The sequence below is a fragment of the Pontibacillus yanchengensis Y32 genome (assembly GCF_000770635.1).
GTDB classification, from domain to species: Bacteria; Bacillota; Bacilli; order Bacillales; family BH030062; genus Pontibacillus; species Pontibacillus yanchengensis.
Genome location: NZ_AVBF01000088.1, coordinates 1 through 13,725, shown reverse-complemented (window position 1 = coordinate 13,725; position 13,725 = coordinate 1). Strand labels below are relative to the sequence as shown.

The 13,725-nt window shown below is 36.9% G+C and carries 12 protein-coding genes; 3 read left to right on the top strand and 9 right to left on the bottom strand.

Annotation, left to right across the window (positions count from 1 at the left end):
- Nucleotides 1-148 precede the first annotated feature (148 nt).
- The 8 genes from N782_RS18970 to N782_RS18935 form a co-directional block, all read right to left on the bottom strand.
- The gene (locus N782_RS18970) at nucleotides 149-889 is read right to left on the bottom strand and encodes a DUF5694 domain-containing protein (RefSeq protein WP_036824080.1); all 741 of its coding nucleotides are present in this window, start codon (nucleotides 887-889) and stop codon (nucleotides 149-151) included.
- A 68-nt stretch (nucleotides 890-957) separates the two neighbouring features.
- Complete coding sequence (locus N782_RS18965; protein WP_036824078.1) at nucleotides 958-1,191, bottom strand: hypothetical protein; 234 nt, start codon at nucleotides 1,189-1,191, stop codon at nucleotides 958-960.
- 267 nt (nucleotides 1,192-1,458) lie between these two features.
- Complete coding sequence (gene parC / locus N782_RS18960) at nucleotides 1,459-3,927, bottom strand: DNA topoisomerase IV subunit A (protein ID WP_036824075.1); 2,469 nt, start codon at nucleotides 3,925-3,927, stop codon at nucleotides 1,459-1,461.
- A 14-nt stretch (nucleotides 3,928-3,941) separates the two neighbouring features.
- Nucleotides 3,942-5,894, bottom strand: a complete 1,953-nt coding sequence (gene parE, locus N782_RS18955; protein ID WP_036824072.1) for a DNA topoisomerase IV subunit B — start codon at nucleotides 5,892-5,894, stop codon at nucleotides 3,942-3,944.
- 308 nt (nucleotides 5,895-6,202) lie between these two features.
- Nucleotides 6,203-6,622: a CoA-binding protein gene (locus N782_RS18950; RefSeq protein WP_036824069.1), complete on the bottom strand. Its 420-nt coding sequence runs from the start codon at nucleotides 6,620-6,622 to the stop codon at nucleotides 6,203-6,205.
- 13 nt (nucleotides 6,623-6,635) lie between these two features.
- Nucleotides 6,636-8,156, bottom strand: coding sequence for an ABC transporter permease/substrate-binding protein (locus N782_RS18945; protein ID WP_036824066.1), 1,521 nt, complete (start codon nucleotides 8,154-8,156; stop codon nucleotides 6,636-6,638).
- Nucleotides 8,153-9,208 carry an ABC transporter ATP-binding protein gene (locus N782_RS18940; protein WP_036824063.1) on the bottom strand — a complete coding sequence of 352 codons (1,056 nt, stop codon included), beginning with the start codon at nucleotides 9,206-9,208 and terminating at the stop codon, nucleotides 8,153-8,155. The genes N782_RS18945 and N782_RS18940 overlap by 4 nt, the downstream gene beginning before the upstream one ends.
- 112 nt (nucleotides 9,209-9,320) lie before the next feature.
- Nucleotides 9,321-11,063 carry a glycosyl hydrolase family 18 protein gene (locus N782_RS18935; RefSeq protein ID WP_036824060.1) on the bottom strand — a complete coding sequence of 581 codons (1,743 nt, stop codon included), beginning with the start codon at nucleotides 11,061-11,063 and terminating at the stop codon, nucleotides 9,321-9,323.
- Between the two features lie 129 nt (nucleotides 11,064-11,192).
- Between N782_RS18935 and plsY the strand changes: the two genes are divergently transcribed.
- On the top strand, nucleotides 11,193-11,774 hold the full coding sequence (gene plsY / locus N782_RS18930; RefSeq protein ID WP_036824059.1) for a glycerol-3-phosphate 1-O-acyltransferase PlsY: 582 nt from the start codon (nucleotides 11,193-11,195) through the stop codon (nucleotides 11,772-11,774).
- 137 nt (nucleotides 11,775-11,911) lie between these two features.
- Here plsY and N782_RS18925 read toward each other — a convergent pair whose 3' ends face one another.
- On the bottom strand, nucleotides 11,912-12,100 hold the full coding sequence (locus N782_RS18925; protein ID WP_036824057.1) for a hypothetical protein: 189 nt from the start codon (nucleotides 12,098-12,100) through the stop codon (nucleotides 11,912-11,914).
- A 269-nt stretch (nucleotides 12,101-12,369) separates the two neighbouring features.
- Between N782_RS18925 and folE2 the strand changes: the two genes are divergently transcribed.
- Nucleotides 12,370-13,296, top strand: a complete 927-nt coding sequence (gene folE2 / locus N782_RS18920; RefSeq protein WP_036824053.1) for a GTP cyclohydrolase FolE2 — start codon at nucleotides 12,370-12,372, stop codon at nucleotides 13,294-13,296.
- Between the two features lie 11 nt (nucleotides 13,297-13,307).
- Nucleotides 13,308-13,556, top strand: a complete 249-nt coding sequence (yidD, locus tag N782_RS18915; RefSeq protein WP_036824051.1) for a membrane protein insertion efficiency factor YidD — start codon at nucleotides 13,308-13,310, stop codon at nucleotides 13,554-13,556.
- The last annotated feature ends 169 nt before the right edge of the window (nucleotides 13,557-13,725 follow it).

Below are 13,725 nucleotides of genomic sequence, written 5' to 3'. Positions count from 1 at the left end.
ACCCTAACCCTCATAAAGTATCGGACCTCACCCTTAATATATCTCGAATTCAAGTCTTCAAGATTATGGTACTATTATGGAGGAACATAAAACTATTTCATTATTATATCAACTACAACTCTAACAAAGCCTATGGGATAAATAACTCCTATGTTAGGTATTCTTGTGCTGAAATAACATCAAACTCTCCACTTTCAGTTAGAAATTGCGAAAGTAAATGAAGGTGAGCGTAACCCACTATCATTATTGTTCGATCTGTTAATGTGTCTGTTATATTAGCAAGATTTGAATAGATTGTAAGGTTTCGTTGGTACCACCATCTAACCCAGTCTATACCAATATAATTTGTACCTTCCCCTATCCTTGCAACTTGCATATACAGTTGATGATTTTTCCATGCTTGTTCCTTTTCATTTAATTCTCTTATGTATTCATATATACTTTTACTTTTAAGTTCATTTATGTTTGGGATTGGATATTTTTGAGTTATATCATTATACATTTGGGGTTGGTTTTCTTTTGCCCACTCATATACTTGTCCGATTCCCAGATTGCCAACCGTATCCATCCAATCAACTGCATAGATCTCTTCATGTCCCATTTCCTCAGCAAGCCTAAACCCTAATTGATGAATTTCATTTATTTCTAAATTTGCCTTATCATTAAGATACTTTTGATATTCATGATTCAGCCTATCATTCTCCTCCTTAATTACTTCTAAAGCTACTTTAGTAGGCTTAAACTCCTTTATTCTGTCTATAATAAAACGTATTTCTTTTTGTCTTTCTGGTGCTAACACATCGCTTGCGTCAACTCTATATAAATCAGGTGTATGTCTCATATGAAAAGTACCTAAAATCATAATCTGCGGTTTTCTTTGTGGATCCATAGTTCTCATCTCCCTTTAATTAATCCTTGTTAAGTTTGTATAAAAGTTCCTTCCCCCATGAAGGTTAACTAACTATCTCTTCTATTTCCTCTCATGAATTGTGATAGCAAATAAGAAATACTAGCAATCACTAACATGATATAAAAATTAATATTTTTCTCCCCAAAACTTACTTTTTGAGGAGAAATTGTAGATGAAGAAGCCCCTGGCGTATAATTTATAGATAAAAACAATCCTGAAGTAAACTGATAAATGTAATATAATAATAAAAAGCTCCCTATAAAAATTAAATATTTTTTCATATAACTATTCCCCCTTCCTTTTATGTCCTTACGATAAAGTCACAAATCAGTTTCAAAAATAAAGGAATTTTTCACCATATCCATTTTAAGTTTGACATCTTTATTTATTTGCAAATAATATTTATTTGTTTTTAAGTTTTTTTATATTGTTCGGAGTTGCTACTAAGTATTTTTTTGATATGTATATGTTCTCACAACGTAAAACCCTCCATATATTCAAAAATAAGCCGTCTGGTTTTTATCCAGACGGCTTGGTTGATTTATTATTTAATTGGAGGAACCATTTTCGGTATCTTGAACTTCAAACACTTTTTGATAGGTCGCTTCTCTCCATACATCTGTTACCTCTCCAGTACGGTCTACATCTATAACAAAGGAGCCATTGCTATAACGATCACTTGTTTTTAATTCGTATGGAACAATTTCTTTCACTTCACCACTACTTGTTTTTAGTTGAAGAGCTTCTCGATCGTCCACTAACTCTAGGGCAACTATACGATGTGGATTACGTTTTAACTCACGTAACATAACGACTCCGCGCTTTGCTCTTGTCGTTTGTTCAAATTCCTTTAGCCTCATACGTTTTACGGCACCACGTTGAGTGATTAAGACAATGGATGGATTAGTTAAATCACTAAACACCTTACCATTTACAATATACTCGTCTTCTTTCAGCTGCATTGCTTTAACACCTGCTGCTCGTTGGCCTATAGGTTTTACTTCCGTTTCATGGTACCAAAGACCATATCCTTTGTTAGAAGCTAAAAATACTTCATAATGACCATCTGTCACATGTACGTCTACAACTTCATCATCATCTTTTAGATTGATGGCAACTAATGGTTTAGAATATCTCTGAGCTTGGTAGAGTGACAATTCACTTCGCTTAATCATTCCATTACGAGTAACAAATAACAAGAACTTCTCTTCTTTAAAATTCCTTATCGGAACAGCTTTAATGACTCGTTCATCTTTCTCAATTGAGATAATATTTGCTAAATGTTGACCTAAATCTTTCCACCTAATATCTGGCAATTGATGAACAGGGATAAACAAATAGTTACCCTTGTTCGTAAATAACAGTAATGTATCTGTTGTATTAATCTCAAAAAGTCCTAGTAAGTGGTCGCCATCTTTCATGGCAAAATCTCCACCATTAGAAGCCCCATAGGACCTCAGACTAGTCCTCTTAATATAACCTTCATTCGTTACAGAAACTAGCACATCTTCACTTGCAACCATGACTTCGAGATTGATTTGAAGATCTTCCACCTCTTCTTCAATCGCAGTTACTCGATTAGTGGCGTATTTTTTCTTCATGCTCTTCAAATCATTTTTAATGACACGGAGCAGTTTTTTCTCATCGCTTAAAATAGTCTCGAGCTCAGCGATTCGCTTCTTAAGTTCTTCAGCTTCTTCCTGAAGAGAGGTAATATCTGTATTGGTTAGGCGATATAATTGTAGATTCACAATTGCTTCTGCTTGTGCTTCTGTAAATTCGTATTGTTTAATCAACTGTTGTTTAGCATCTTGTTTATCTTGTGAGGCCCGAATGGTTGCGATAACTTCATCTAATATAGAAATTGCTTTCATTAGACCTTCTAGAATATGCGAACGGTCTTTAGCTTTTTGTAAATCATATTGAGATTGTCTAGTGACTACTTCTTTTTGGTGAGCAATATAAGAATCTAAAACAGATTGTAGATTTAATAACTTTGGAGTTTTATTATGAATGGCTACCATATTAAAATGATAGCTTATTTGTAAATCTGTATTCTTATAAAGATAATTGAGAATCCCTTTGCTATCTGCATCTTTCTTAAGTTCAACTACAACACGTAATCCTGTGCGATCTGTTTCATCTCTGACTTCCGCGATACCTTCGACTTTTTTATCAAGACGAAGTTCGTCCATTTTTTTGACAAGTGTCGCTTTATTCACGTCATATGGTATTTCATCGATAACGATTTGTTCTCGATTCCCGCGCAGTGCTTCAATCTCCGCGCGTCCTCTTACAATGACTTTCCCTTTTCCAGTCTCATAGGCTTGTTTAATTCCATCAATACCTTGAATAATACCTCCAGTTGGAAAATCAGGACCTTTCATAACAGACATTATTTCATCGATGGTTACCTCTGGACGATCAATCTTCATCATCACAGCATCAATTACTTCATTTAAATTATGAGGTGGAATATCGGTTGCATAACCAGCGGAGATACCAGTTGAACCATTCACAAGTAAATTTGGAAACTTAGCAGGTAATACAACCGGCTCCTCAATCGTGTCATCGAAGTTTGGAATAAAATCAACCGTTTCTTTATCGATATCGCGAAGTAATTCTGATGCAATACTAGATAGGCGTGCCTCTGTATAACGCATCGCTGCTGGAGGGTCACCATCGACACTACCATTGTTTCCATGCATTTCTACTAACGCATTACGTACCTTCCAATCTTGACTCAAACGGACCATCGCATCATAAACGGATGTATCTCCGTGTGGATGATAATTACCAATAACCGTACCTACTGTTTTAGCAGCCTTACGATATGGCTTATCATGCGTATTACGTTCATGCTGCATGGCATATAAGATTCTTCGTTGAACTGGTTTTAATCCGTCTCTTGCGTCTGGTAGAGCACGGTCTTGTATAATATATTTACTATAACGCCCAAAACGGTCGCCTAAGACTTCCTCTAATGGCAAATCCATATATTTTTCTGTTTCAGCCAAAAGTTGATCCCCCTCTAGGACTGCAGTTTATCATTTTCTAGAATATTTGTTTGTTCTTCTAAACCAAATGCTACGTGTGATTCTATCCATTTGCGTCGCGGTTCTACTTTATCACCCATTAGCGTAGTAACACGGCGTTCGGCTTGTGCTAAATCATCAATGGTTACTCGAATCAGAGTGCGGGTTTCAGGTGACATAGTAGTCTCCCATAATTGATCTGCGTTCATTTCTCCTAAACCTTTATAACGTTGAATACTATATCCATTTTTAAATTCTTTTAGGATCTCTTTCATCTCATCTTCTTCCCAAGCATAACGAGTCTGCTCTTTTTTACCTTTACCTTTGGAAACTTTATATAGCGGTGGTAAGGCAATGTAAACTTTTCCAGCTCGGATTAAATCTTGCATATATCGATAGAAAAACGTTAATAGCAAAACTTGAATGTGAGCCCCATCCGTATCAGCATCTGTCATAATAACAATCTTATCATACTGACAATCATCTATATTAAAGTCAGCACCGACTCCCGCTCCAATAGTATGGATGATTGTACCGATTTCTTCATTCTTTAATATATCTTGCAGTTTTGCTTTTTCTGTATTGATTACCTTACCGCGAAGAGGAAGAATAGCTTGAAAGCGACGATCTCGGCCTTGTTTGGCAGATCCACCAGCAGAATCTCCCTCTACTAGGTATAATTCATTTTTTTGAGCATTTTTAGACTGGGCAGGTGTTAACTTACCGCTCAACATCGTTTCTTTTCGCTTTTTCTTCTTACCTGATCTTGCATCTTCTCGAGCTTTGCGAGCTGCTTCCCGTGCTTCTTTTGCTTTGATTGATTTTTTAATAAGCATTGAAGCTACATCAGGGTTTTCTTCTAAAAAGTAAGATAATTTTTCGGAAACAATGGAATCTACAATAGATCGAGCCTCTGGAGTCCCTAGTTTACTTTTCGTTTGGCCTTCAAACTGAAGTTTTTCTTCTGGTACACGAACCGATATAACCGCTGTGAACCCTTCACGAATATCTGAACCCTCTAGGTTTTTATCTTTTTCCTTCAACAATCCTGTTTTTCGAGCGTGGTCATTAAAACTTCTTGTTATTGCTGACCTAGCACCTGATTCATGGGTACCTCCATCTTTTGTACGAACATTATTCACAAAAGAAAGCATGCTCTCTGCATAGCCATCATTAAATTGAAAAGCAAAATCAACATTGATTTCATCATGTTCTCCCTCGAAAGCCACGACAGGGTGCAGTGTATCTTTCTCTTCGTTCAGATAAGAAACGAAGGACTCAAGTCCATCTGGATACTGATAACTTTCTTTCATATCATGCCGCTTATCCTCAAGTACGATTTCTAATCCTTTTAATAGAAATGCGGCTTCACGAAGACGTTCAGAAAGAGTATCAAAATGAAAAGTGGTGGTCGATAATACACTTGAATCAGGCTTAAATTGAATAAGTGTACCTGACTTCCTTGTAGCCCCTCTTTGTTCTAAGGACGTTACAGGTTTTCCGCCGTCTTCAAAGCGTTGGTAATACATTTGACCATCCCTATAGATGGTTACCTCAAGCCATTCTGATAAAGCATTTACGACAGATGCACCAACGCCATGCAAACCACCACTTGTTTTATATCCACCTTGACCAAACTTACCTCCAGCATGTAGCACGGTAAGTATGACTTCAGGGGTGGGCTTCCCTAGGCGGTGCATCCCTGTAGGCATACCACGTCCTTCATCGCGTACAGATACGCTTTGGTCTTTATGTATGGTGACGGTTATTCGATTTCCGAACCCAGCAAGTGCCTCATCAACTGCATTATCAACAATCTCGTGCACTAGATGATGGAGTCCTCTGTGATCTGTACTTCCAATATACATACCTGGTCTTTTACGAACTGCTTCAAGACCTTCTAGCACCTGTATTGAATCATCATTGTATTGTGTGTTGTCATTAACCAATCTAACGTACTCCTTTCGTTGCTCTTACTATATAATAGAACGGACGTTCGATTTTGTAAATAAGAGCCTAACGACATTGAACCGTTTAAGTAATTCATCTTTTCTATCTTATTTTAGCTTTTTTCCTAAGCGAATCAAACAATCTTTTTCTAAAACACCAAAATTTTGCACTTTTTTATACATACTAGCTATCTTACTTGATGGATAAATGAATGATAAAGTAAGGCAGTATTAATCTTTTTGCTTCATTAAAGTTTTTATCTTACTAATGCAAAAAGAAAATCCCTGTAAAACAGGGATTTTCTACATTACTTACCTATTGTAACAGAATGTGCTACCTTAATGCATGTGTCCATTAAGACTGTGAAATCGTGCTCTTGTAAAATATCAGCCGCTTCTTCAGATATTACTCCCTGTTGCGCCCAAAATACCTTGGCATCTGTTTGAACCGCTTCACGGGCTATGTCAGGTACGTATTCAGAGCGACGAAATACATTAATGATATCGATTGGCCCTTTGATATCTTTTAATGAGTTGACTGCTTTCACACCTAACGATTCTTCTATCGTTGGGTTAACAGGAATGATATTATATCCTGCATTTTGCATTTCCTTAGAAACTTGATACGAAGTTCTAGAAGGATTATCAGAAAGTCCAACTACCGCAATGGTTTTGGACGTTTCCAATATGTCTTTTATTCGGTCATTCGATGGATTTTCAAACGCCATTCTAAACACTCCTTTATTCTAAAAATCCATTATCACGTAAATAGTTTCTTGCAACAGTAATTGGTTCCTGACCTTCAGAGTCTACTTTATAATTCATTTCTTGCATTTGTCGTTTAGTAATTTGCCCACCAAGTTGATTGAGTATGTCCTTTAATTCTGGATATTGATCTACTGTTTGTTGAAGTAATAATGGTGCCCCCTGATAAGGAGGAAATAAATTCTTAGGATCATCCAACACTTTTAAGTTGTATTCAATCATATAACCTTCTGTGGCGTAGGCATCTATAATATCAACATCACCATTCTTAATCGCTTGCTGTCTAACTCCTGCTTCCATCGTTTCGATATTTAGATTAAGATTATAAACTTCTTTCATTCCTTGATAACCATCTTGTCTATCCTTAAACTCCAATGTGAAACCTGCGACAAGCTCATCTTGTACGGATTTTAAGTCACCTATTGTTTCTAAGCCATATTGGTCTGCTATTTCTTGAGTAGTAGCAACCGCATACGTATTGTTAAACTCCATTGGTTGAAGAAAAGCCATGTTGTATTGTTCTTTCATTCCTTTTTTTGCTTGTTGATAAACTTCTTGAGGATTATTACTATTTGCTTGTTCACCTAAAAACGTATTAATGGCTGTTCCAGTGAATTCAGGATAAATATCAATATCCCCTGTTTTTAATGCTTCAAACACAAAATCCGTTTTTCCTAAGTTTGGTTCCGTCTTAACATATAGATCAGTCTCATCTTCAATTAAGAGCTTGTACATGCTCATTAAAATAGCCGGCTCTGCACCAATTTTACCTCCAACGACTAAATCCGGTTGGCGCTCCCGATTAAAGACAAATGGTGTCGTAACGATTAACAATGACACAATTAAGATAGTGGCTAACGAACGGAAACCGGATTTAGCAGAAGTACTTTCAACTAATCGTAAAATAACATCTAAAATAATAGCAAGCAGCGCGGCAGGTATGGCACCTAAGAGAATAAGATTCAAGTTACCTCCTCTATCGATTCCCAGGAGGATTAACTCACCTAATCCTCCTGCTCCGATTAAAGCTGCAATCGTTGTTGTTCCTACAATTAATACCATTGAAGTTCGAATACCAGCCATAATGACAGGCATCGCTAGTGGAAGCTCTACTCTTGAAAGTCTTCTGAACGAGCTCATCCCCATACCTGTAGCCGCTTCTTTTAGTGCGGGATCGACTTCCTTTACTCCAGTATATGTATTACGAAGAATAGGAAGTAACGCGTAAACAATTAACGCTACTACCGCTGGTTTCGTCCCTATCCCCAAAAAAGGAATTAAGAATGCTAATATCGCCAAGCTTGGTATTGTTTGTAAAACGGCAGTAAAGCCTATAATGGGTTCGGCTACTTTACGTGTTCTTGTAAGCAATAACCCAAGTGGAACAGCTATAAGTATAGCTATTAACAAAGCAATAATCGATAATTGTAAATGTTCCCAAATTGCCTGTAATAACGTACTTTGTCTTTCTTGTAAGACTGTAATGAACTCACTCATTGTTGAACCACCCCGTTTTCTATTTTCGTTTGTTCTTGGAGGTAGATCACAATGTCACGATAAGAAAGTGTTCCTATTAATCTTTCACCCTTAACTACAGGAAGTAGAGTTGTGTTATTTTTTTCAAACACATCCGTCGCATTACGTAAATGCAAACCATTTGAGAGAGTAGGCAATGTTATAGGCTGACCGTCTTGTATAGCACCTTTATAAAGGTGCTCATTATCTTCAATGATGTAAAGTCCCTTTGGAGGAGGAGTATCATTTTCATGGATTATGTGTGCCTTACTTTGATCTACCATCACATCTACTGCTGTTTGCCATGGTGACTTCCGCTCTCCAACGAAGCTTTTAACAAAGTCATTAATTGGATTCAAAATTAAGTCTTGAGGAGTAGAAAGCTGGACAATTTCTCCTTCTTTCATGAGACATACTCGATCACCTAGCGAAAGGGCCTCATCAATATCATGAGTAACAAACACAATGGTTTTTTGAATTTCTTTTTGAAGCTGCTGAATATCCTGCTGAAGCTGTTCACGGCTTATTGGATCCAATGAACTAAACGGCTCGTCCATTAAAATAATATCTGGGTCTGCAGCTAATGCTCTAACTACTCCTACCCGCTGTTGCTGTCCACCTGATAACTCACTAGGGACACGCTTTTTGTAAGTCTCAGGATCTAGTCCTACCATATTCATCAGTTCATCAATCCGTTGGCTTACTTTTTGTTTCTTCCACTTTTTCATTTCAGGTACTACTGCAATATTTTCTTCAATTGTCATATGCGGAAATAGCGCAATTTGTTGAAGTACATATCCTATATTCCATCGAAGTTCAGAAATCTTATATTCCCTAATATCCTTATTATGTATTTTAATTGTACCTGAGGTAGGTTCTATGAGGCGATTGATCATTTTCATGGATGTTGTTTTACCACATCCACTTGGTCCAATTAATGCAAGAAGTTCTCCCTTTTCCACATGGAAACTCATATCTTTAACAGCTTTTGTGCCTTCGGGATACACTTTACTTACATTCTCAAATTCAATCATGTTTTTCCTCCTTGCGTCCATTACAATACCAAGTAATCTGGTCAAATTTGTATTCTCCATTATGATAAACGAAAAAGGGCAGAATTGCATGTATCCTGCCCATATTGATGTGTTACTCTTCCTTTTTAATTTCTTTACGATGGGATAGGGATTCTTCAAGCGTTTCCCAAGATTGCTCATCAGCGAAATATTTTGTCCATGAAGCAACTCCCGCTAGCTCGTAACGGTGAACTAATTGCGCTCGTTTATTGATAGACGTTTCATTTTCTAACCACATTTTATATGTTAAATCTTTTTCAGGTGGAGAATACTCTACGTAATCTTGCTCAGCTTCCTCATCATAAGTAGGCTTCACATCATTTTCTTTCATCCATTCCTTGGCTTGTTCCATCGTTAATGCTTTTGAGGTAACTTCTGTGTCTCCATTTTCTAGTGTTTCAATTTTCCATAAACGAGTGTACATTGGAATACCTAATATCAATTGGTCATGTGGAACTTGTTCTAGTAATCGATTCATGTTTCTCCTCACCCATGGTAGACTACTAACACTTCCTGGGTCAGAGGAACCTGACCAGTGCTCATCATATGCCATAACTACTATATAATCAGTAACCTCAGCCAACTTTGCTCGTTCGTAAAACTTAGACCACTGACCACTAGTGGATAAGAATGTTATATCTATTGAAACTACTAATCCAGCCTCGTGAGCCCTTGGTACAAATTCCCTCATAAGTTGGGTCAACTTGTCCCCATCCTCTTCGTAAACATTTTCAAAGTCAAAGTTAAATCCATCTAAGTTATATACCTTAGCATACTCTAGCAATTGATTGATAATATGTTGACGTGACTCAAAATTAGCTAATACCTCTTTTGTTAAATCAGGATCAAATGCATTTGAAAACATCGCCCACACTCGATAATCCTTGTCATGAGCATCCTCAACATAGGATTTAGAAGCTATGTTTTTAATATCACCTTGCTTATTTTCCAACTCAAACCATGTTGGAGATAGCACTTGGACACCGGGTAGAGAAGGTTGAGATGACGGGTTAGCACTAGCTTGATAGATTCCATCCCAAGTCATATTAACTGGCCACTCCATATTAGGTTGAAATGGATTATTCACCTTGTTTGTCTTTGTTGTAATTGTCTCCGTTCCAGAAAGGGAAATGGAAGATTTTTTTACATAGCCTCCCACACCTTCTTTAGTTCTTACAAAATAAAAGCCATTTTCTTCACCTTGAATGGTTACGTTGTTATCCATTGTAAGTTCAGCTACATAGGGTGATGTAACTGTTGGTTTCAAACGTATTCGAACAGTATCCTTATTATTTACCATTCCTTTTTGTAGCACTTCCTCATTCTTGTGTATGATAATGGAAGTCGTCTCTTCAGCATAGTTAATTTTAATAGGGTACACCTCTTGTAGCCATTCACTAGCCAAATATATAGCACCATTATCTTTCTTTACAGCGGGGAAGTTTAGTTGAGCTGGGTTACTATTTACGTAAAAAGAGGATGAATCATTGGGCATCTGATAGACTTCCTGCTTTGTCGTCACGATAACAGAAGAGGAATCCTTGTCATATTGAATCGATTCATCAATGTTTTCTTTTATAAACGAGAAAGGAATGTATGCCTGATCATCATACATTCCATGCAAGCTTAATGTATCCCCTTTATAAATGAGTGTATAGTCTTGCTCAAAATATGGCATCCTTTCATCTGAAGGAAACGGGTAAATGACCCAGAATATAATAGATGATAAGGAAAACAATACTGATAGTGTTACTACAATCCATATTGTTTTACTAGATTTTTTGGTTTGATGTTGACGATCATCCAGTCTAGGCAATATATTTTCTCTCCTTTAGAACGATAACGTATTGTAATTTGTCTTTATAGAAAGTAATAATGCTGTTCTTTCTCTCACGTCTTTCTGATAAAATATAGTAAGCAAATTGCCCGAAAAAGGAGTTGTACTATGGATTATATACTATTTGGAATCATAGCTTACCTGATTGGTTCTATCCCTTTTGGACTCATAGTAGGTAAAATTGGTTATAAGACAGACATTCGAGAGCATGGTAGCGGAAATTTAGGCGGAACGAATACCTTTCGAGTTCTTGGGGTTAAAGCTGGGTTAATCGTAACGGTAGCTGACATTTTAAAAGGTACATTGGCAGCACGTTTACCCTGGATTTTTGATAGTGATATCAATCTGCTTATTATCGGAATCGTCGCAGTAATTGGACATATGTATCCTATATTTGCTCATTTTAGAGGCGGGAAAGCCGTCGCTACTTCAGGCGGAATCATACTCGCTGTCTCTCCTCTATTATTCTTGATTATACTAGCAACATTCTTTATAACGCTATACGTAACAAAATATGTATCTCTTTCTTCCATCGTCACTGGTGTTGTTACGGTTATTGCCGCCATTATTCTTCAAGAAATAGGATTAATTATTGTTACAAGTATTTTAACATTATTTGTCATATATCGACACCGAACAAACATAAAACGGATTATAAATAAAACAGAACCCAAAATTACTTGGATGTAAGAGTTCTGAATTACAAACCATTTCCTTTTTCATAAAGAAGCCCGCTTGCCTCCATTGGACAAGCGGGCTTCTTTTTAGCTATTAATTATATTTCGAAGATTAAAAGACAGTAGGGAATCGTTTATCCTTTATTGATTCTAGTATCCATAGTCCCAGTCAATATCTCTTTCTAGAAAATAACAAGGAATCATGTAATCCATTCGTTTTGTCACAAGCGAGCATTTCCAAGTTCCCGTTTCTTTTATTAATGTAAATGTCTCTAACTCCATATCCTCATACACAAAAAATTCATTTACATCACTTTGAAATACTGCAGTTCCTATCATCAAATGCCACCTTCCCTGTTGTTATGGTGATGTCACTATTCTATGCATAAAGTAGGACAATCCGAACCTAATTAGAGAGATTTTTGAGTTGTTGAGACGAATCTCGTGGTATAATAATAGCTTAAAGGGTTGGAATAACCAGTCATGTTCAAACCTATACTAAATGTATTGAAATAGCACATTCTATAAGTGTTAAAATTGAACCCATGCATTCTTATCCTGTATACTTTGAATTAGTCTCGATGAGAAGTTTGAAAGGAGTCATCGCTATGAATAAGACCGACGTTAACGCTAAAAAACAACTACCTTCTAAAGAAGATCGTCATAAACTTTTTGGCTCTGTAGATCCAGGCCCAAGAACGAAACCCGTTGAAAAAGATGATATGGCCGACCTGCAAAACTCTAAAAAAGATTTTCTTTTTGATTTAGATGCGGTTGGTATAACAAATGTAAAGCATCCTATTCGAATTCATAGTACAAAAAAACCAGAAATACAAACTACAATAGGAACGTTTCGTTTTTCTTCCAGCATAGGCAAAGGAAGTAAAGGTACTAATATGAGTCGCTTCACAGAACAACTTGATAAGTATCATAATGAAGGATTTGCTATTGATATTTATACACTTAAGAAATTCACTAAAGAATTAGCAGAACGACTGAAACAGCAAGATGCTTCAGTAGAAGTTACCTTCCCGTGGTTCTTTGAAAGAAAAGGTCCATTTTCTGATTTAACAGGTATGAATCACGCAGATGCGACCATGAATGTGACCTATCATGAAGAATTAGGATATGATATAGATGTTTCGTTAAAAGGAACTATTACAACCCTGTGCCCTTGTTCAAAGGAAATCAGTGAATATTCTGCTCATAACCAAAGAGGCCAAGTCACCATGTCTGTGAAACTTACAGATGACTTTGATGAACAAGAAATGGATTGGAAAGAAGCTCTTCTAGAAGCGTCTGAGTCAAATGCTAGCGCTCGAATCCACCCAGTTCTGAAGCGTCCAGATGAGAAAGCAGTTACAGAACAAGCTTATGAGAACCCTAGATTTGTGGAAGATATCGTTCGTCTAGTAGCAGCTGATTTATATGAGATGCCATTTGTACAAAGCTTCTATGTAGCTTGTCAGAATGAAGAATCTATTCACCTTCATGATGCTATAGCTGAAATAAATTATGATAAAACCACAGAATAAGAGATGATTCGATGAAAAAAGTGTTTTTATCTCTCATCCGATTTTACCAAAAGGGAATATCTCCTTTGACACCTCCAAGCTGTCGCTTCTATCCTTCTTGTTCCCAGTATGGAATAGAAGCCATTCAACGATTTGGAGCGATAAAAGGTGGCTTTTTAACGATAAAACGAATTCTAAAATGCCACCCACTCCACCCAGGGGGCGTTGACTTAGTACCCGAAAAAAAATCGAAAGACACAAGTAGAGCTGATCATGAATAAGATCAGCTCTTTTTAGTACATTTTTTGATGAATCAGGGGGTTATCGGGTATTCAAGTATCGAGGCATATCTTGAAGACTTGAATTCGAGATATTATTGGGGAGGGAGTGGGTCCGATACATAAAAAGGGTTTGGGATGGGTGGGAAACGGCTCGCGTCCTGCGGGCGGA